Below are 19,954 nucleotides of genomic sequence, written 5' to 3'. Positions count from 1 at the left end.
GGACGCGGCGAAACCCGGCCGTCCGGAACGCCCATGCCGCATTCAGCAGGGCTGCGGAGTGGTCGAGGCCTCCGGCAGGGGATCAGGATTTTGCATAACCCATCCCTTTCGCGGAATCGGCAATGACATCCAGGACCGAGGGGTCATCGATGGTCGAAGGCACCGCGTATTCCTTTCCATCCACGATCTTGCGCATGGTGCTCCGCAGGATCTTGCCCGATCGCGTTTTCGGGAGGGCCTTCACAACTGCGGCCTGCTTGAAGCAGGCCAGCGCACCAAGCTCCGAGCGCACCATCCGGACGAGCTCATCCACGATCTCCTCCGGCTTGCGCTCAACGCCCGCCTTCAGCACGACGAAACCGACGGGAACCTGGCCCTTGAGCTTGTCATCGGCCCCCAGGACCGCACACTCCGCCACGTCCTTGTGCCGGGAGACGATCTCCTCCATGGAGCCGGTGGAAAGGCGGTGCCCCGCCACATTGATCACGTCGTCGATCCGGCCCATGATGAAGATGTAGCCGTCCCGGTCGATATACCCGCCGTCTCCGGTGACGTAATACCCCGGCCTTTCCGTTACGTACTCCAGGTAGCGCCCGTCATCCTGCCACAGCGTCGGAAGGCATCCGGGGGGCAGGGGCAGCTTGATCACCACGGCCCCTTCTTCGCCCTTGGGGAGTTCGTTTCCTTCGGAGTCCAGGATCTGGACATTGTACCCAGGAACGGCCTTGGTCGGGGAGCCCGCCTTGACGGGAAAGGGCTCGACGCCCATGCAGTTCGCCGCGATCGGCCAGCCCGTCTCCGTCTGCCACCAGTGATCGATGACGGGACGCTTCAGCATGTCACTGGCCCAGTGGTATGTATCCGGGTCCAGGCGCTCCCCCGCCAGAAAGAGATAGCGCAGGGAGGAGATGTCATATTTCTTCAGATATGCAGCATCCGGGTCTTCCTTCTTGATGGCCCGGAACGCCGTGGGCGCCGTGAACAGCACGGACACGCCGTGCTGCGAAACCACACGCCAGAAGGCCCCGGGATCCGGCGTCCCCACCGGCTTCCCCTCATAGAGAACGGTTGTGCACCCATGAAGCAGAGGGGCATAGACGATGTAGGAATGGCCGACGACCCAGCCGACATCGGATGCCGCCCAGAATACCTCGCCGGGCTTCACGTCGTAGATGTGCTGCATCGACCATTTCAGGGCGACGGCGTATCCGCCGTTGTCCCGGACCACGCCTTTCGGCTTCCCCGTGGTGCCCGAGGTATACAGGATGTACAGGGGATCCGTCGCGGTGACGGGCGTGCAGGGAGCCGCCTTGGCTCCGTCGACCAGAGCGCTCCAGTCCAGGTCCCTGCCCGCGGTCATGGCGGCCTCCACCTGGGGCCGCTGGTAGACGATGCAGTTCTGTGGTTTGTGTCCTGCGATTCGGACCGCCTCATCGAGAAGCGGCTTGTAGGGAAGGATCTTGCTGCCTTCGATCCCGCAGGATGCCGAGACGATGACTTTCGGTTTGGCATCGTCGATGCGGATGGCCAACTCCGTCGGTGCAAAGCCGCCGAAGACGACGGAGTGCACCGCCCCGATCCGTGCGCAGGCCAGCATGGCCACAACAGCTTCTGGAATCATGGGCATGTAGATGATGACCGTCTCTCCCTTTGCCACGCCCAGGCCGGAGAGGGCGCCGGCAAACTTCGACACCGTTTCCAGGAGCTCCCCGTACGTGATTTTCCGGACCGTGCCTGTGACCGGGCTGTCGTAGATGATCGCCGCCTGCTCTCCCCGGCCGGACTCGACATGATGATCCAGCGCGTTGTAGCAGGTATTCAGCTCTCCGCCCGGGAACCACCGGTAAAAAGGGGCCCGGGTATCATCGAGAACGCTGTCCCATTTCTTGAACCACTGAATCTCATGTGCCGCTTTGCCCCAGAACGCATCGGGCCGCTCAATGGATTCTCCGTAAACCGCTTCATACTTGCTGACTGACATTCCATCTTTCTCCTTCTTTTTTTATAAATTTCCAGCGGCGCACGGGAAAAAACCGTCATCTGTGCAACTCTGCATCTATGGACGCTTCCGTTCCATGCGGCGCCGGAACACTCGCAAGATTCCGTCGAGGCGGTTTCTTCGCATGGACCGCCCCGACGCCGGCATATCAACGGCCATTCCACCAACATGGCGGCCGTCGCCGCGCCAATACGGAAAAGCGGTCCCTTCCACCGCGAGCGTGGAAGGGGCTTGCATTCAACAATACAGGGGGGTGAGTCGGGTCAAAATGAGGGAGGGACATTCGGAAGCGCTTTGCAGAGACTCATGAGAAAGTTCGGAATGCCATCGTGGACTCCACCGGAGATCGGTGGAGTCCACACCTGTTCGTGCCGTCTTCACCCGGTATTTCGAACGCGGGATTGTGAAACAGAGTCGGACCCGGTGGATGTCGGATCCAACGATGGCGTGGATACTACATCATGGCGTATCGATCCGCAAGGACGGACTTCGCTTCCTGGACGATCCGCTCCATGAGTTCGGCCACCGTCGGCTCGTCCTGGATCAGGCCCGTCACCTGCCCCATGGGCAGGAGCCCCCCTTCCGTGTCCCCCTGCTCCGTCGCCGCCAGGATCCGCTTGTAGGCATTGGCGAAGTAGGCGAGCTGGCGGGCGCTTTTCCATCCTGAGAGCAGGACGCCGAAGAACAGTTTCCAATAAGGGAGGCGCAGCTGTTTGGCAATGATCTGCGAGTTGAAAAAGGCGGCCGGCAGGTTCAGCCTCTTTTTCAGCATCGCCCGGGAGATCCTGTTTTCCATGACCCGGCAGGGGATGCCGTCAAAACGGGTGGAATACAGCGTGCTGTAGATGTCCTTTTCAATGGATATCTTCTTGTAGTTTGCATGCAGGGTGCTTTCCCGGGTTGTCATGAAGCGGGTCCCCATGGCAACGGCGGATGCACCGAGGGACAGGGCGGCCGCCAGCCCGCGTCCGTCGGCAAAACCGCCGGCGGCGACGACGGGAATCTTCAGCATGTCCACCAGGTGGGGAATCAGGACGAGCGACGTCGCGTCCCCGCCGTGGCCGGCCGCTTCGTGACCCGTGGCGATGACCCCGTCGGCCCCCTGCTCCTGGGCGCGAACGGCATGAAGATCGTTCACAACCGTGGAGAGCACCTTGCCCCCGTAGGCGTGGACCTCTCGAATCAGCCAGTCTCCCTTCCCGAGGGCGTAGTTGATTACGGGAACGTGCTCCTCGATCAGGACACGGGCGTTGTCCCGCGCACCGGGAAGCACCAGCGGGGCGTTGGCTCCAAAAGGCTTGTCCGTCAGGCTCCGGATTTCCCGGATCGCCTCCCGTGTCTGGTCGGGATTGAAAGGCCCGGTGGCGAGTATTCCCAGGCCGCCGGCATTGGATACGGCGGCGACCATCTGCGGAACGCTGATCCAGCTCATGCCGGACAGGATGAGGGGATATTCGATCCCCAGCATCTCCGTAATTTTCGTCTTCATGCTTGGACTTCTCCTGAATATGGAATCGCCCCGGCATCACGCCGGGGCTTTGTCCTGAAACGGATACCCGTCGTTTACTTTCCCTTGAAGACGGGGAACCGCTTCTCGACAAACGCACCGGCCCCCTCTCGGAGGTCTTCCGTCAGGAACAGGTCCCCGACCAGGCCGGCCTCGAAAATCAGACCGTCCTCCAGGGACATCTCCACGCCCTGGTTGATGGCCTTCTTGCCGGCCTCCACGGCGAGGGGGGCATTGGAGAGAATCGACCCGGCCAGTTTCTTCGCCTCGGCCATCAGATCCTTCGCCGGGACGACCTTTTCCAGAAGCCCCAACTGGAAGGCGTCCTGGGCCGTGAAGAAATCCCCCGACAGCACCATGAGCTTGGCGCGTCCCTTCCCCAAGAGGCGTCCCAGGCGCTGCGTGCCGCCCGCTCCGGGAATCAGCCCCAGCTTGACCTCGGGAACCCCGATGATGACCGTATCCGCGGCAATCCGGATGTCGCAGGCCGACGCCAGCTCACATCCGCCCCCCAGGGCCAGGCCGTTGATGGCGGCGATGACGACCAGCCGCGACTTCTCGATCTTCGTGAAACAGGCCTGCATTTTTCTCGCGCTGTCAAAGGCAATGTCCTTCCGGCCGAAGACATCCTTGAATCCCTTGATGTCCGCCCCGGCGACAAAGGCCCGCTCCCCGGCGCCCGTGATGATGGCCACTCCGATGTCCTTCCGGCCTTCCAGCTCGTCGAATACCGCCTCCAGATCCGCTATCACGGGCATCCCCAGGGCGTTCATCTTCGGATTGTCGATGGTCACGACCGCCAGGCGGCCTTCCACTTCATACCGTACGTACTTTCTGTCCACGTTCTTCCTCCTGTCGAATATTGCGCGATCGTGCGGCTGACGTCACGCTCCGCCCTTCCGGATCAGCTCCTGGGCGATGATGAGCTTCTGGATCTGGGTTGTTCCGGCACCGAATTCGATGCCTTTCATGTCGCGGTACATCCTCTCCACGGGAAACTCGCTGATGAAGCCGTATCCGCCGAGAATCTGCACGGCCTTGTCCACGGTGCGCATCCCCACCTGGGAGCAGAACAGCTTGGCGTAGGAGGCCTCCAGGCGGACCCGCCCGCCCTGGTCGGCCGTCGTGGCCGCCCAGTAGGCCATGAGGCGGGCCGCGTGCAGCTCCGTCGCCATCTCCGCCAGCATCTCCTGGATCATCTGGAAGCTGATGATGGGCAGCCCGAACTGGATCCGCTCCTGGGCATAGCGGAAGGCAACGTCAAAGGCCCCCTGGGCGACGCCGATGGGGCAGATGGAGTAGACGATCCGCTCCCGGTCCAGGCCGTTCATGAGGACCCGGATGCCGCCGTTTTCCTCCCCGACGAGGTTCTCCGCGGGAACCTCGCAGTCCTCGAACACCAGTTCTCCCGTGGGCGATCCCTTTACGCCCATCTTTTTCAGCGTCTTGCCGCTGGAGAACCCCTTGAACCCGCGCTCGACGACAAAGGCCGATATGCCCTTCGGGCCCGCATCGGGATTGGTCTTCGCGTACACGAGAACAACGTCGCAGACAGGACCGTTGGTGATGAACATCTTCGTTCCGTTCAGGATGTAGCGGTCGCCCTTCCGGACGGCCCGGGTCTTCATGGACAGGGCGTCCGAACCGGCCTCCGGCTCGGTGATGGCGATGGCGCCGATCTTTTTGCCCTCGATCAGGCTGGGAAGGTATTTTTTCTTCTGCTCCTCGTTCCCGTTGCGGCAGATGTTCTCGGTGCAGAGAATCGCGTGGGAGCCGAAGGTGTTCGCCGTGGAGGCGCATCCCCGCCCGAGCTCCTCCATGGCCAGCACGCAGGACATGATGCCCTCGCCGCTGCCGCCGTGCTCCTGGGGGATGGAGATGCCAAACAGGCCGAGATCCGCCATGGCCTTGAAGTTTTCCGTCGGGAAAATCCCGTCCTGGTCCACTTCCGGAGCCCGCGGGATAATCACTTCATCGACGAACTTGTGCAGGGTCGCCTTGAAGATCTTCTGGTCTTCGCTCAACTGGAAATCCATGTTCTCCCATCCTTTCTTCACCCTGGTCCGGACCGGGACCGGGCATCTATTTTCCCTTGTAGACGGGCGCCCTTTTCTCCATGAACGCCATGGCGGCCTCGATCATGTCCTCGGAGGGAACGACGGCGGCGTTCTTCTGGGCGGTGTATTCCAGGCCGGCCTGAATCCCCTTGTCCCGGCTGTACAAGAGGACGTCCTTCGTGCCCTGCACGGCCAGGGGCGAATAGGACGCGATCTGCCCGGCCAGTTTCCCCGCTCCCTCGACGACGGCCTCCCGGTCGTCGTAAATCCCGGTGATGAACCCCATTTTCAGGGCCTCCTCGGCCCCGAAATCCCGGCCCGTCAGGGCGAGGTCGCGGAACCAGCCGTGCCCAATGATGTGCGGAAGCCGCTGCAGGGTCCCAACGTCGGCAATGAAGGCCACCCGCACTTCCCGGACGCTGAAAACAGCGTCCCGGGAGGCGATGCGGATGTCGCAGGCCGACAGGAGATCGACGCCGCCACCGAGACAGTGGCCGTGCACCGCGGCAATGACGGGTTTCCGGCAGCGCTCGACCCAGTCCATGCCCTGCTGGGCGTTGCGGATCGTGATGCGTAGGTCCTCCCGCTGCCCGGCATTCTTCTGGCCGTAGAACGTCGCCAGTTCGCCCAGGTCGGTTCCCGAGGTGAAGCACTTCCCCTCCGCCCGGATCACCACGACGCGCACGTCGGGATCTTCATCGAAGGCCCGGAAGTGCCTCCCAAGCTCGTCGTAGAAATTCAATCCCATGGAATTTCGCTTCTCGGGACGGTCCAGGACCAGCCAGGCAACGTGTCCCTCGCGCTCTACCCGGAAAGGATCCTTCTTCTCCATAGCCACCCTCCTTGAATTGAGGTATGCAATCACGGAACGCCGCCCATGCAGCAAAAGACATGCCCGCCGGCCCGGACGGACGGCGGCCGGTCCGCTCCAGGGCGCGAAAACCCCCGCAGGAACGGGGCTGCGGTGCACGGGGGAAACGGGAGGAAAAGGGCGACTCCCGGAGAAAACGGCGTCGGGCACGGGCTGCTGGATGAGGACCATCCACTTCCGGCCGTCGGCGGAAGCCCGCCTTTACCCATCTTCAATGGATTCAAAAGGATACCTGCGGATGAAATTGAATCGGCCTGCGGTTCGATTTAATCCGGCTGGGACTTGAGAATCCTTCGCAGCCTCTGCCTCGTGATGCCCAGGACCTCCGAGGCCTTCGTCCGATTGCTTCTGTAGCGGGCCAGGATGCTCTCGGTGTAGTTCTTGATGAGCAGATCCAGGGGCATGTCTTCAATGTATTTCACGCCCGACCCCTCCGGGCCGTTGTGTCGTCCCGAGATCTCCAGGGGAACGTCCTGCACGCCGATCTCCGGGCCGTCGCTCAGGAGCACGGCCCTCTCGATCACGTTCCTCAGTTCCCGGACGTTCCCGGGCCAGGGATAGCGGGAGAGGGCGTCCATCGCTTCCCGGCTCAGGCGACGGCCGCTTTTCCCCAGCAGGCGGCCGTACAGATCCAGGAAGTGGTCCGTCAGGAGGGGGACGTCCTCGCGTCGCTCACGGAGCGGAGGAATGTTGAAGGCGATCACATTCAGGCGGTAGTAGAGATCCTCCCGGAACCGGCCCTCTTCGACCCTCTTCATCAGGTTGCGGTTCGTGGCGGCAATGATCCGCACGTCCACGTTGATCTTTTTGGTCCCGCCCACCCGCTGCAGCTCTCTTTCCTCCAGGAACCGCAGGAGCTTGATCTGGGTCGCCGGGCTGATTTCGCCGATCTCGTCCAGAAAGAGCGTACCCTGGTCGGCCAGCTCGAAGACGCCCTTCTTCTGCTTGACAGCGCCCGTGAAAGCCCCCTTCTCATGCCCGAAGAGCTCGCTCTCCAGCACACCCTCCGAGAGCATGGCGCAGTTCACGGCCACCAGCGGATAGTTCGTCCTCTGGCTGCTGTAGTGGATGGCATTGGCAAACAGCTCCTTACCCGTCCCGCTTTCGCCCTGGATGAGGACCGTGGAGCGGCTGCCGAGGGCCACCCGCTGGCTCATGTCGATGATCGTCTTCATCTTGGGGCTGCAGGTGATGATCCTGCTGAAGCTGTAAAGCTCCTTCTTCGTCGACCGCATGTGATCGACCTCGGCCTCGACCTTGCGGGACGCCAGGCAGCGCGCGACAATGATCTTCAGCTCGTCGATGTCGAAGGGCTTGGCGACGTAATCGTAGGCCCCGGACTTCATGGCCTCCACGGCTCCCTTGATCCCGCTGTAGGCCGTCATCACGATGATGGGGGTCTTCGCGTCCACCTGCCGGATTTTCTGCAGGACCTGGATGCCGTCGATGTCCGGCAGCTTGACGTCCAGCAGGATCAGGTCCGGACCGTTTTCCTCGTAGGACAGGAGGGCGTCCTTCCCCGTTGCCGCGGTGAGGATGTCGTACCCTTCCCGGGAAAGGGCCTTCCGGAGAGATTCGGCGATCAACTGCGTATCATCGACAATGAGAATGGTTGACTTCATGGCGACTCCTGGTCATCGGCCGCCCGTCCCCCCCGGACCGGGCGGTGCCGTTCATGGAAATAGCGACGGAGCCGGAATCTCTTCCCCGGCTCCGGACAGCCGCCCGGGCTTCACGACCACGACACCGATGTCGTCAAGCCCCCGCTCGATCCGGCGGGCGGATTCGCAGATGCTCTCGATCATGTCCGGGATGGACGCACATGTCCTCATCAGGCCGTCGACGAACGCCGCCGTTCCCTGTCCGCAACTGCGCGCCAGGGACGTCAGTCCGTCGGACGCAACAAGAAACATGTCCTGATCCAGAAAGGACGCCTCCTCGGCCTGAAAGAGGCCCGCCGACCGTCCGACCAGGCAGTGGTTGGTCCGGCTGAGCTGAACGACTTCGCCCGTCGACGGCCGGAGCCGGAAGATCAGGCTGTCCCCCGCATGCAGGACGGCATACCGGTTGTCCTGCCCGAGAACCACGGCGGAAAACGTCGTCCCGCCATGGTAGGAGGTCTCGCGGACCAGCAGGTTGGTGGCGGAAACCAGGTGCGTGAAGCCGCCGTTCATGAACGACCAGGCCCTCCCGGGCTCCATCAGATCGGACATCCCCGCCTGAAAACGCCTCAGAAAAGCGGAGGAGGCATCGGGATTCCGTTCCGGGCCGTCCGCGACGGCCACGATGCGCCGCTGCCCGTCGACCAGGACCGCGTCCCCGATCCCTGCCCAGTCCGCCTTATCCGATCCGGGAATCAGGAGAACCGACAGGATGCCGGGGACGTTGTATTTCACCGCTCCGTTGCTGCTGCGTCCCGCCATTACAGGTTCCGGGCCTCTGCATACCCCTCGGCGATGGCGTCGCTGAATTTCCTGGGTGTTTTCGCATCGCCGATGACAATCACCTCGACGCCCGTGAGTCGAAGCTCTTCCACCAGGCCGTTCACGGACCTGGACCCGACGGCCATGACCACCGTATCCGCCCCGATGCGCTCCCGTCCCGCGCCCGTCTCGACGACAACAGCGTCATCGAGGATCTCGACCAGCCTCGTCCCGGTGCGAAGCTCCACACCGTGCCGCTTCAGGCTCTGCATGAGCACCCAGCGGGTGGACGGCCCTACGTTGGCCCCGATGCGGTCCACCATGTCGATCACGGTGATGCCGCGGCCGTTGCAGACCCCCAGGGACTGCAGCTTTTCCGGGGCTTCCGCGCCGTGGCAGGCAAGAAACATGAACGTCTCCGGGTCCGGCAGCCCATCCGTGGCGATCCATTCCGCCGTCTCGCAGCCGACGGCGTTTCCTCCGACGACGACGACCCTTTTCCCGATGTGGGCGACATTCCCCCGGAGCACGTCCCAGGCGTCAACAACGTGGGGCTTGTCGATGCCCGGAACGCGGATGGCGATCGGCTCCGCCCCCGTGGCCACGACCACGGCGTCGGGCCGCTCCCGCTTCACGTCCTCGGCCGTCAGGGAACGGCCGAACCGGATCTCCACGTCCGTCCGACCGAGCCGTTTCGCCATGCCGTCCCGGATGTGGAGAAGCTCCCCCTTGGCCGGCGGACCCGCTGCAACGGGGATCTGGCCTCCCAGGCCCTGTTCCTTTTCGAAAATCGTGACCGCATGGCCGCGTCCGGAGGCGGTCAATGCAAACTGCATCCCCGCCGGGCCGCCCCCGGCGACAAACACATTCTTCCGCTTCAAGGATTTCTCTGCCGGCGGTTCCCCCTCGTGCCCGACGGTCGGATTCACGGCACAGAAAATCCCCCTCGCCAGGAACACACTGTCGAAGCAGCCCTGGTTGCAGGAGACGCAGCGGATGATCTCGTCGAGTCGGCCCTCTCTGACCTTACGGGGCAGATCCGGATCGGCGATCAGCGGCCGTCCCCAGCAGATCATGTCGGCCGCCCCCGACCGGAGGACCCGCTCCGCGACATCGGGGTCGCCCAGGCGGTTGGAGGCGAACACGGGAACGGAAACCTTTTCCCGGATGCCCCGGGCCAGATAGGCGTAGGCACCGGGAGGAACGCCCTGCGTGAGCTGGGGGACGAGCGTCTCATGCCAGCCGCCCGTCACGTTGATCGCGTCAACGCCCGCCTTCTCGGCCTCCGCGCAAAAGAGGGCCGATTCGGCGTTCGTGTTGCTTCCCTCCATGAAGTCGTTCCCGGCCACCCGGATGCCCAAGGCGATATCGGGTCCGACGGCCGCCCGCACCCGGCGGATCAGCTCCAGGCCGAAGCGCATCCGGTTCTCCCAGGACCCGCCGTAGCCGTCGGTGCGAAGGTTCGTCAGCGGGGACAGGAACTGGCTGACCAGGTAGCCCGTGCAGGCGATGATTTCAATGAAATCGAACCCCGCTGCGACGGCCCTCCCGGCCGCCCGGGCAAAGGAGTCCTGTACGCGCTCGATGTCCTCCTCCGTCATGGCCTTCGGAACGTCTCCCGTGAGCCGGCTCCGCACGGCGGAAGGCGCCAGGGCCGGCTCTCCCGTGAAGAGCCGGGTCGGGGCGTTTCTTCCCATGTGAAAGAGCTGAACGCCGATCTTCGCCTTCGTGTCCCTGTGCATCTCGGCGTTGAGCGCCGAGATGATCTTCATGTTCCGGTCGTCGAACAGGCCGGGCATGACCGGAGCCCCGCCATAGAGATCGACCGCCAGGGGACCGACGATCATCAGCCCCACGCCCCCGTGGGCGCGGGTCCTGTAAAACGCGGAGTAGCGGTCGTTGAACGTGTAGTCGTCCGTGTAATGAAGGCCCATGGCAGGCATCACCGTACGATTCTCGACGGTCAGCCGATTGATCCGGATGGGCTCGAACAGCCGGATGTGTTTCATGATAACGGTCACTCCTGTTGCAGATTTACGCTTTCCCCCACGGGACCTCAAAGCCGTCGGGAATCTTTCTCCCCTGCCAGACCCCATGGACGATGGCGACCACTTCCCCCTGTGCGTCCTTCAGCTCCAGGTCGAGGGGAATGTCCGCCTTTCCCTTCTCCTCAAGCACCGCCGTGATCCGGGCGACGTCTTCCTCCGAAATCTCCGCGACCAGGGTAACGTCGGTCATGGCGGGACGGCGATAGCGGATGGAGACTTCCTTTGCAACGGGCAAGTATTTCAAATAATCGAAAGCCGCCCCGAACAGCGCCCCGCCCATCATCTCTCCCAGGGCAAAGAGGGAGCCCGCATACATGATCCCGACATGATTCACATTTCCCTGGATGGGCATGAGCGTCTTGACGTATCGGTCCCGCATCTCGACCACCCGGATTCCCGTTCGCCTGATGCCCTCGATGCCGTTGCAGGAAAAATCGGCCACATGCCTGTACTTCTCTTCAATCATGGTCATCTCCTTTTCCAATCCGGTTTCCGCCCTTCCATCAGGGCCTTCACCCCTTCCTGAAAATCTTCGCCGCGGAGGAGGGCGCTCTGGAGCGTGACCTCCATGCCCAGGTGGGTCATGAGGTCGATTCCATCCCCTCCCCTGACGATCCGCTTGACCGCGCCTACGGCGACGGGACCCATGGCGATGATGTCCCCGGCCATCTTCTCGGCCTCCTCCAGCAGGGAGGCACCCGGACATACACCATTGATCAGTCCGAATTCAAGCGCCTGGGCGGCCGTGTACATTCTTCCCGTCATCAGGATCTCCATGGCCTTGGAGGCCCCGACGATCCGGCTCAGGCGGGCCGTCCCTCCGAGGTCCGGAACGACGCCGAACTTGAGCTCCGGCATGCTCCAGAGGCAGTCGTCGCTCATCAGGCGGATGTCGCAGGCCAGGGTCAGCTCCAGCCCCAGCCCCAGCACGCGGTGCTGCATGGCGCAGATGATCGGGATCTCGATGGCCTCCAGGCGGTTGATGTAATGCTGGTACCGGGAAATGTCGGCCCGGATGGATGCCCCGCCGGCGGCCGAATCGGCCATGAACCGCCCGACGAGGGCGGCCAGGGAGGCAAAATCGACACCCGCCGAGAAGACCTTGCCTTCTCCCTTCATGATGATGACCCGGACCTCGGGATCGACGATCAGATCCTCGACCATCCGCGAGATCGTCTCGACCATCTCGAAGGTAATGGCGTTCCGCTGTTCCGGCCGATTCAGGGTCAGGTAGAAAATGGCGCCTTTCTTTTCACCGCGTACATAGTCGTTCACAGTCATCCTCCCGCTTGTCGTTCCCCGGTTTCCCTTCCCGGTTCGCCTCGTCCTCAACCGTCATGCGTGTGCGGCGCCGGCACGAGTTCCAGCTCCCGGCTCTTCCATGTTCCGCAGCCGGGAGAGAATCGCGTGGGCCCCTTCCACGATGTCGTTCACCACGTCGGCGATCGGCTTCACATCGCGAATGAGCGCGGCTCCCAGGCTGCAGGCGACGGGCACGCCGTCGGGATCCCCCTTGGCGTAGGTATCCCGGCTCACCTGTCCTCCCACGACCGTCAGGAGTTCGAGGAGCGACGCGCCCCTCGCCTCCATCTCGAGAACCCGCTTCGTCGCGCTGTTCTTATAGCACCGAAAGGGGTTTTTCAGGGAACGCATAATGAGGGTCGTGTCGTTTTCCGTGATCTCCAGGTACCGCCTCTTGATGCTCTCGCACATGGTGCTCTCTTCCGTGACGACAAAGCGGGTCCCCATGAGGACTCCATCCGCCCCCAGGCAGAGGGCCGAGGCAAAGCCCCGGGCGTCGGCGATGCCGCCGGCGGCCACGACCGGGACGTCGAGCTCGTCGACGGCCCGGGGCAGGATGATCGACAGCGGGACGTCGTCCATCCCGGGATGCCCGCCGCACTCGAAACCGACGATGATGATGCCGTCCACGCCGCCGGCGACGGCCTTCTTCGCGAAGCGGACCGAGGGCACCTTGTGGAACACCCTGACGCCGGCCTCCTTCAGGATCGGGACCAGGAACGCCGGATCGCTCCCCGCCGTTTCGGCGGCTGCCACCTTCTCTTCCGCGGCGATTGCGGCGAAGGCCAGCGAGCGCTCGCCACGCCCTGTGTCCGGCAGCATGCTGATGTTCACGCCGAAGGGCCGGTCCGTCAGGCGGCGCGTCTTCCGGATCTCCTCGCGCAGCGCCTCCGGCGAGGGGAACGTCTCCGCCGTGAGAAAGGCCATCACCCCGGCGTTTGCCGCCGCGGCCGTGAACTCCGCGTTGGACAGGAGCTGCATCCCCCCCATCATGATGGGGTGTGGGATGCCGAGCATTTCCGTCAGTCTGGTCTTGAACATGCGCATCTCCCCGGCGGAAACGAAGATCCGCCTCTGTTATCACCCCGGGCCCGTCCGGCCCCGGTCTTTCATGCCGGCGAAGCCGGCCGGTGAACGGCCCGCGGGCGGAGGTCACTGCATCTGCTTGATGGCCATCTCCCTGAGTTCCCGGCGGAGGATCTTGCCCACCGCCGACTTGGGAAGGCTCTCCACGACTTCATAGATCTTCGGCACCTTGTAGGCGGCCAGCTTCTGCCGGCAGAACGGATCCAGCTCCGCCGCGGTCACGGTCTCGCCGGGACGGGGAACCACATAGGCCTTCACGGTCTCACCCCGGTAGTCGTGGGGAATCCCGATCGTGCAGGCCTCCAGAACCTTCGGATGCTGGTAGAGGACCTCGTCGATGTCCCGGGGATAGATGTTGTATCCCCCCGCGATGATCATGTCCTTCTTGCGATCCACGATGTAGAGAAAACCGTCTTCGTCCATCCGGCCGATGTCGCCCGTGTAGAACCATCCGTCCCGCATCGACTGGGCCGTTTCCTCGGGCATGCCGTAATAGCCCTGGCACCGCTGCGGCCCCCTGAAGAGGATCTCCCCGGACTCGCCGACGGGCATGTCCACGGAGCCCGTGTCCAGGTCCACGATCCGGATGTCCGTGTTGGGCAGGGGAACCCCGACGCTCCCCGGCTTCAGCTTGCCGCGCCAGGGAGTCATGTGGGTAATGGATGTCGATTCCGTCATCCCGTACCCTTCCACGATGGATGCCCCCGTGGCGTCCCGGAGAGCCTGGATGGTCTCCACGGAGAGCGGCGCCGCCCCGGAGAAAAACCCCTTGATGAACGACAGGTCGGCCTTCTTGAACTCCGGCAGGGCCATGACGCCCACATAGATCGTCGGAACCGCCAGGAAGATCGACGGCCGGTACTTCAGCGTCATCTCCATGACGGCCTTCGGCTCCGGCCTCGGGACTAAAATGGCCGTCCATCCCTTGTAGATGCTCAGGTTCATCACGAGGTTGAAGCCGGCCATGTGGAAAAAGGGGAAAATGGCCAGCTCGCTGTCCTGCCCGTCCGGGAGATCGAAGAACCAGGCCCCCAGGATCTGGTTGATGCAGGATATGTTGCGATGGGTGATGATCGCGCCCTTGGAGACGCCCGTGGTCCCCCCGGTATAGGGGATCAGGGCGAGATCGTCCATTTTCGGGCTCTCCAGAGTCGCGCCCGGCGCGGAATCCTTCATCAGCTCCAGGAAGGGGATACAACCGTCCGTCCTGTCGTCGGGACGGTACATCTCCTTCTTGACGAACGGGAACAACTGCTTTGCCGGAAAGGGCAGGTAATCGTTGATATGCGCGCTGATGACCGTTTTGAGGGGCGTCTTCGGCTTCAGAGCCATGACGCGCGGAATGATGAGGTCGAGCACGACGGCGGCAGTCGCACCGGACAGTTTGACCTGGTGGACGATCTCCTCTTCCGTGTAGAGGGGATTGCAGGGAACGGCGACGGCCCCGGCCCGCCAGATGCCGTAATAGGCGATCACGATCTGGGGGACATTGGGCAGGAGCAGGGCCACCCGGTCCCCCGGCCGGACACCGATTTTTTTCAATGATTTTGCAAACGTCGTTGCCAGCGCATCGAGTTCGGAAAATGAAATCCGTTTCCCCATGAAAATGAGGGCGTCCCTCCGGGGAAAACGCCGGGCCGTGCGCGAGAGATATTCCGGCATCGTCAGATCCTCGAAGATCACTTCCCGTGGGACGCCCTGCATATACTCCCTGTGCCAGAGTCGCTCTTCCATCCTTTCAGATCCCCCCGTGTTTTCAGGCAGCTGCTGTTTCGGACGATTTCGACGCGTTGTTCTTCCGCTTCATCTCCATGTCCCGGAGCTCCCGCCGCAGAATCTTGCCGACGGCGCTCTTCGGCATCTCACTGATGAACGCCACCTGCCTCGGAACCTTATAGGGGCTGAGCTTCTCCCGGCAGAAGGCGATGACCTCCTCCGCCGTCACGGTTTCTCCCGGCTTGAGCACAACGTAGGCCTTGACGGTCTCCCCCCGGTAGTCATCCGGGACGCCGATGGTGCAGGCCTCCAGGATCTTCGGGTGCTCATAGAGAACCTCGTCGACCTCCTTGGGATAGACGTTGAAGCCGCCGGTGATGATGACGTCTTTCTTCCGGTCCACGATGCTCAGGAAGCCGTCTTCGTCCACGATGCCGATATCGCCCGTGTACATCCAGCCGTCCCGGAGGACGTTGGCCGTCTCGTCGGGGTTCTTGAGATATTCCTTCATCACCTGGGGGCCTTTCAGGCAGATCTCTCCGGACTCGCCGATCGCCATTTCCCGCGTCCCCGTATCCACGTCGACAATCTTCATGTCCGTGCTCGGGAAGGGGATGCCGACAGTGCCCACCCGGATCGGCTTGCGCCAGGGGGTACCGGTCACGATCCCGGCCTCGGTCATCCCGTACAGCTCGAGCATCGTGGACCCGGTCAGCTCCTTGAGCTGGTTGATGATCTCGATGGGAAGCGGCGCGGCTCCGGAGAAGAACCCCTTGATGAAGGAAACGTTCGCATTCCGGAACTTTTTCTCCCGCAGAAGGGCCGTGTAGATGGTCGGGACGGCGCCGATGAAATTCGGCTTCCCGCTCCGGATGGCATCCGCCAGGAGGGGCGGCTCCGGCCTTGGGATGAGGACGTTCGTCAGCTTCATGCAGAGGCACAGGTGAGAGCAGAAATGGCCGGCGATGTGAAAGGTCGGAAAGATGAACAGCAGACGATCCCCGGGCTCGATGTCGTACATGTGGGCCGCAAGCTGCTGTACGTTCGTGGAGAGGCCGGCATGGGTGTGGACCACCCCCTTGCTGACACCCGTGGTCCCGCCGGAATACATCACGACGGCCGTATCCTCCCAGCGGGCCGCGTTCTTCACGGGCGTCGCCGGCGCCTTTTCGAGGATGCTCTGGAATTCATGCATCCCGGGCTCTGACGGCACCTTCCGGAACATGTCCTTCTTCACGAGCGGGAAGAGCTGCTTCTTCGGGAAGGGCAGATAGTCGTTGATGTGGCAGGCGATGATGTCTTTCAGCCGGGTTGCAGCCCGGATCCTCTCGATCTTGGGCAGCACGAGGTCCAGCGTGATGGCCATCTTCGACTCGGAATTGGAGATCTGGTACTCCAGCTCCCGGTCCGTGTAGAGGGGGTTCAGCATGACGGGAATCGCCCCCAGCCTCATGACGGCCAGGTTGGCAATGAGGACCTGGGGGATGTTGGGGAGCAGGATGGCCATCCTGTCCCCGCGCCGGAGGCCGAGGCCGGTCAGGGCGTTGGCAAAACGGTTCACCAGGCCGTCGAACTCCTCGAAGGACAGGCTCTTCCCCATGTAGTAAATGGCCGGCAGTTTTGGATACTGTTTGGCGTCGTCGGCCAGGATCTCCGGCATGGTCTTCTTCTGGACCTTGATCTCGGGAGGTACGCTGGGATGGTTCTGCTTGTGCCAGACTCTTTGAAACGACATGATATCTCCTTTCATGGCGAAGATTGAGATATCGAATCATGCGTGGCGACAGGTTTCGCGATGCGCAGGACAGGATGATGGCCTCGGGGATGAGGGAGCGCCCGTGGCGAGATCCGGGTCTTCACCGAGGCGGCGGCCAGGCATCGGGACTTGTTCGCTCGAACCAATCGTCAGAACCTGTTCATGCTTGTTCGCTGAATCTCAAGGTTTGAATGACGAAGGTGGAAACCCCGCCTCCACAGGGTTTCCATTTGGCATTGTGCTCCTGTCCGGGGGCGGCCTCTTTCGGAGGCATCCCCCGGACAGGGTGCGGTACATCTGCGGGGTAAAACCGGATCAGAGCACCTTGAAATGCTTGATGTCCATCAGGTTGCCCGTTCTTTTATCCTCAAAGACGGCCTTGACGCGAGCCCCCACCTTCACCTTCTCCGGATCGGTGCTGTCCAGGAAATGGGTCAGGCAGGTATCGGCGCCGTCCAGCTTCACGAAGGCCCAGGTGTACGGAACGGGGCGCTGGACCCCCGTACTGGGGTCCACGAATCCGAACTGGACGATGGTGCAGACATAGACCGTCCCCTCGTCGGAGACAGGAATGATGTTGTCCAGCGTCAGCCCCTTGAAGCAATGGCCGCAGACCGGCCGCGGGGGGACATATACCCGCTGGCACCCGGGGCATTTGATGCCGACGATTTTCTTGTTGTCCCTGAGTTGCTGCAAAAATAAGGAACCGTGCTTTCCGACGCTCCAGTTGAATGGCTGGCTGGCCTCGCCTGAAGAGATGGAAAGAAGTTCCACGTCTTCCCGTTTTTTATCGTTCATGACTTCCTCCCGATAGGTGCGTTTTTCACGTGATTACGCTGGCTTCTTCTTTCCCAGCAGCATGATGTCGCCCCAGTAGCAGCCGCCGAAGCCCGTGGCGAAGGCGAAGTTGACGTCTCCGCCCTTGACCTGCCGGGCGCCCGCCTTGCCCATGACCTGCAGCGCCGCCTCCCCGACCCGGATCAGGGCCGTCGCCCCGATGGCGTTGGAAGACATGACACCGCCGGACGGATTGATCGGAAGCTCGCCGTCCATGTCCGTAACCCCGTCCCAAAGGAGCCTGGGGCCTTCGCCATAGGCGCAGAATCCGATATCCTCAATCCATTTCAGGCCTGCATAGGAGTACGGGAGGTACAGCTCGCAGACATCGATTTCCTTGAGAGGCTCCTTGATCTTGGCCTTCTTGAAGACCGCTTTCGAGGCCTCGGCGATGGTGGTGTTGCGATCCATGTCCACGTCCCCGGCGTACACGAAATTGTGCCGGTTCGCCGTGGCGTGAACCCAGGCCGGGACGGGGGCGATCTTCTCCGCCTTCCCTTCCGCGGCAAAGATGACCGCCGCGGCTCCGTCGGTCCGGGGGCACATGTCGCTCATCCGGAGCGGATAGGCGAGCATGGCGTTCTGCTCCGAGCCGACGATCAGGTCGACCAGCTTCTCCGGCGGGATTCCCTTCATCCACTCCTGGTGAAGGTGCGCATACGGATTGTTCAGGGCATGGAGCCGCTCCCTGACGGCGACCCGCGCCCCGTCGCGCTCCGTGGCGCCGTAGTTGTGCATGTACTTGCTGGCCTCGATGGCCAGGCCGGCGACGGCGCCGCCGAGGGTCGGCCGCTCCCAGACCGGATGAAAGGCGGTGATGATCGCACCGGTCGTATCCGATTCGGAATTCTTCTCCCAGCCGATTGCCAGGACCCTGTCGAACATGCCCGATGCAACGTGATAATAGGCGCACATGGCGACGGTCGTCCCCGTCGTGCCTCCCGTGCATACCTTGATGACCGGCTTCATCACGGCGCCGGATCCTTCCGCGGACCACATGTCGACGTAGTTGATCCCCTCGAAGTGGTCCATGTTGCCGATGACGATGGCGTCGATATCCCGAATGGTCAGTTCCGCTTCCGCGAGCGCGGTGACGACGGCCTCGTTGATCAGCTCCACGCCGTTGACGTCTTTCCGTGAACTTCGCTGATAGGTCTGACCAAAACCGACAATGGCTACCCGTTTGCCCATAAAATATCCTCCTTACGCTCCCACGACATACACGCAGTGAGCCTGGCCACAGGGACCGTTGACCCCGTGGGCAAGTGCCGTCTTTGCTCCCTTCACCTGCCGCTTTCCCGCTTCTCCCCGGACCTGAAGGGTTGCTTCGATCAGCCTCACCATCCCGGCCACGAACACCGGATGGCTGGAGATGACGCCGCCGGACGGATTCACCGGCAGATCTCCCTTCATTCCCGTGACGTTCTCCCGGATGAGCTCGTAGCCCTTTCCCTCGGGTGCGAACCCCAGTCCCTCGTACCACATGAGTTCCATATAGGAGTAAGCGTCATAGAGCTCCGCCACGTCCAGGTCCTTGAGCGGCTTCTTGATGCCGGCCATCTTGTAGGCCTTCTTCGCCGCCTCTTTCAGGGCCCTGGACTTCGCCAGATCGCGGTAGCCCAGTGTGAAGGAATCCGAGCAGTGTGCCACACCCTGGATCCAGACGGGATCTTTCTTGAACCGCTTCAGCCCCTTCTTGTTGGACAGGACCACGGCCGCGGCCCCGTCGCCGATGGGCGAGCAGTCGAAGAGCTTCAGCGGCTCGGCGATCTTCCGGGAGGCCATGACGTCCCCCACGGAGATCTTCATCGGCAGCTGGGCGTAGGGATTGTTCTTCGCGTTGCCGTGATTCTTGACGGAGACGCGGGCGAAGTCCTCCTCGGTCGCCCCGCTCATGTCCATGTAGCAGCGCGCCTGCAGGGCGGCGGCCGACGTTGCATCGATCCCCAGGCCACGCTGGTAGATGGGATCGAACATGGCGTTCGTGATCAGGTTCATGATGCTCTCGGATCCCTTCATGTGGGAGACGACCAGCGTCGTGTCGAACGAACCGGACAGCGCGCGCATCATGCCGTAGAGAACGCCGAATGTCCCGTCGCCCTCCACCGTGGAGACGTCCTTTCCCCAGGAACCGGCCGCTTCCTGGACGGCCATGGACGAGATGGTCCGGCCGTCCCAGAAGTCGTTGGACACGGTGACCACGTTATCGATGTCGCCGACCTCCGCACCGGCATCGGCCAGCGCCCTGGAGGCCGCTTCAAACACCATTTCCTCGAACGTATCGATCTTTCTGCGGGTGCAGGTGGTCTGACCTACACCGACAATTGCGATTTTGCTCATATCTCCTCCATG

At 62.7% G+C, this 19,954-nt stretch carries 16 protein-coding genes; all 16 read right to left on the bottom strand.

Annotated features, from left to right (window positions below):
- Positions 1-82 precede the first annotated feature (82 nt).
- Positions 83-1,981, bottom strand: coding sequence for a propionyl-CoA synthetase (locus tag PLO63_11510; GenBank protein ID HOI74759.1), 1,899 nt, complete (start codon positions 1,979-1,981; stop codon positions 83-85).
- Positions 1,982-2,453: 472 nt separating this feature from the next.
- Positions 2,454-3,488 carry a nitronate monooxygenase gene (locus PLO63_11505; GenBank protein HOI74758.1) on the bottom strand — a complete coding sequence of 345 codons (1,035 nt, stop codon included), beginning with the start codon at positions 3,486-3,488 and terminating at the stop codon, positions 2,454-2,456.
- Between the two features lie 74 nt (positions 3,489-3,562).
- On the bottom strand, positions 3,563-4,348 hold the full coding sequence (locus PLO63_11500; protein ID HOI74757.1) for an enoyl-CoA hydratase-related protein: 786 nt from the start codon (positions 4,346-4,348) through the stop codon (positions 3,563-3,565).
- Positions 4,349-4,390: 42 nt separating this feature from the next.
- Positions 4,391-5,542, bottom strand: a complete 1,152-nt coding sequence (locus PLO63_11495) for an acyl-CoA dehydrogenase family protein (GenBank protein HOI74756.1) — start codon at positions 5,540-5,542, stop codon at positions 4,391-4,393.
- Positions 5,543-5,588: 46 nt separating this feature from the next.
- Positions 5,589-6,395: a crotonase/enoyl-CoA hydratase family protein gene (locus PLO63_11490; protein ID HOI74755.1), complete on the bottom strand. Its 807-nt coding sequence runs from the start codon at positions 6,393-6,395 to the stop codon at positions 5,589-5,591.
- Positions 6,396-6,700: 305 nt separating this feature from the next.
- Entirely contained in the window at positions 6,701-8,056 is a 1,356-nt protein-coding gene (locus PLO63_11485; protein ID HOI74754.1) for a sigma-54 dependent transcriptional regulator, read from the bottom strand.
- 51 nt (positions 8,057-8,107) lie between these two features.
- Complete coding sequence (locus PLO63_11480; protein ID HOI74753.1) at positions 8,108-8,857, bottom strand: SpoIIE family protein phosphatase; 750 nt, start codon at positions 8,855-8,857, stop codon at positions 8,108-8,110.
- Positions 8,857-10,866, bottom strand: a complete 2,010-nt coding sequence (locus PLO63_11475) for an FAD-dependent oxidoreductase (GenBank protein ID HOI74752.1) — start codon at positions 10,864-10,866, stop codon at positions 8,857-8,859. Before PLO63_11475 ends, PLO63_11480 begins: the two co-directional genes overlap by 1 nt.
- A gap of 25 nt (positions 10,867-10,891) precedes the next feature.
- Positions 10,892-11,371, bottom strand: coding sequence for a YiiD C-terminal domain-containing protein (locus PLO63_11470; GenBank protein HOI74751.1), 480 nt, complete (start codon positions 11,369-11,371; stop codon positions 10,892-10,894).
- Between the two features lie 2 nt (positions 11,372-11,373).
- Complete coding sequence (locus tag PLO63_11465; protein ID HOI74750.1) at positions 11,374-12,180, bottom strand: enoyl-CoA hydratase/isomerase family protein; 807 nt, start codon at positions 12,178-12,180, stop codon at positions 11,374-11,376.
- A 60-nt stretch (positions 12,181-12,240) separates the two neighbouring features.
- Positions 12,241-13,248 (bottom strand): nitronate monooxygenase, encoded by a 1,008-nt coding sequence (locus tag PLO63_11460; protein ID HOI74749.1) that lies wholly within the window; start codon positions 13,246-13,248, stop codon positions 12,241-12,243.
- 111 nt (positions 13,249-13,359) lie between these two features.
- Positions 13,360-15,027, bottom strand: a complete 1,668-nt coding sequence (locus PLO63_11455; protein HOI74748.1) for a long-chain fatty acid--CoA ligase — start codon at positions 15,025-15,027, stop codon at positions 13,360-13,362.
- A 22-nt stretch (positions 15,028-15,049) separates the two neighbouring features.
- A complete protein-coding gene (locus PLO63_11450) occupies positions 15,050-16,744 on the bottom strand; it encodes a long-chain fatty acid--CoA ligase (protein ID HOI74747.1) in 1,695 nt (564 codons plus the stop codon).
- 336 nt (positions 16,745-17,080) lie between these two features.
- Positions 17,081-17,563: a Zn-ribbon domain-containing OB-fold protein gene (locus PLO63_11445; protein ID HOI74746.1), complete on the bottom strand. Its 483-nt coding sequence runs from the start codon at positions 17,561-17,563 to the stop codon at positions 17,081-17,083.
- A 33-nt stretch (positions 17,564-17,596) separates the two neighbouring features.
- Positions 17,597-18,793, bottom strand: a complete 1,197-nt coding sequence (locus PLO63_11440) for a hypothetical protein (protein HOI74745.1) — start codon at positions 18,791-18,793, stop codon at positions 17,597-17,599.
- A gap of 12 nt (positions 18,794-18,805) precedes the next feature.
- A complete protein-coding gene (locus PLO63_11435) occupies positions 18,806-19,942 on the bottom strand; it encodes a thiolase family protein (GenBank protein ID HOI74744.1) in 1,137 nt (378 codons plus the stop codon).
- Between the last annotated feature and the right edge of the window lie 12 nt (positions 19,943-19,954).

This window comes from Syntrophales bacterium, from assembly GCA_035363115.1.
In the GTDB taxonomy this organism is placed as follows: Bacteria; Desulfobacterota; Syntrophia; order Syntrophales; family PHBD01; genus PHBD01.
This window is presented reverse-complemented; position numbering and strand designations above follow the sequence as displayed.

Coding starts and splice junctions, on each gene's coding strand:
- PLO63_11505 (HOI74758.1), bottom strand. CDS start 3,488: ATGAAGACGAAAATTACGGAGATGCTGGGGATCGAATATCCCCTCATC.
- PLO63_11440 (HOI74745.1), bottom strand. CDS start 18,793: ATGGGCAAACGGGTAGCCATTGTCGGTTTTGGTCAGACCTATCAGCGA.
- PLO63_11480 (HOI74753.1), bottom strand. CDS start 8,857: ATGGCGGGACGCAGCAGCAACGGAGCGGTGAAATACAACGTCCCCGGC.
- PLO63_11490 (HOI74755.1), bottom strand. CDS start 6,395: ATGGAGAAGAAGGATCCTTTCCGGGTAGAGCGCGAGGGACACGTTGCC.
- PLO63_11445 (HOI74746.1), bottom strand. CDS start 17,563: ATGAACGATAAAAAACGGGAAGACGTGGAACTTCTTTCCATCTCTTCA.
- PLO63_11460 (HOI74749.1), bottom strand. CDS start 13,248: ATGTTCAAGACCAGACTGACGGAAATGCTCGGCATCCCACACCCCATC.
- PLO63_11470 (HOI74751.1), bottom strand. CDS start 11,371: ATGATTGAAGAGAAGTACAGGCATGTGGCCGATTTTTCCTGCAACGGC.
- PLO63_11475 (HOI74752.1), bottom strand. CDS start 10,866: ATGAAACACATCCGGCTGTTCGAGCCCATCCGGATCAATCGGCTGACC.
- PLO63_11450 (HOI74747.1), bottom strand. CDS start 16,744: ATGTCGTTTCAAAGAGTCTGGCACAAGCAGAACCATCCCAGCGTACCT.
- PLO63_11510 (HOI74759.1), bottom strand. CDS start 1,981: ATGTCAGTCAGCAAGTATGAAGCGGTTTACGGAGAATCCATTGAGCGG.
- PLO63_11495 (HOI74756.1), bottom strand. CDS start 5,542: ATGGATTTCCAGTTGAGCGAAGACCAGAAGATCTTCAAGGCGACCCTG.
- PLO63_11455 (HOI74748.1), bottom strand. CDS start 15,027: ATGGAAGAGCGACTCTGGCACAGGGAGTATATGCAGGGCGTCCCACGG.
- PLO63_11485 (HOI74754.1), bottom strand. CDS start 8,056: ATGAAGTCAACCATTCTCATTGTCGATGATACGCAGTTGATCGCCGAA.
- PLO63_11435 (HOI74744.1), bottom strand. CDS start 19,942: ATGAGCAAAATCGCAATTGTCGGTGTAGGTCAGACCACCTGCACCCGC.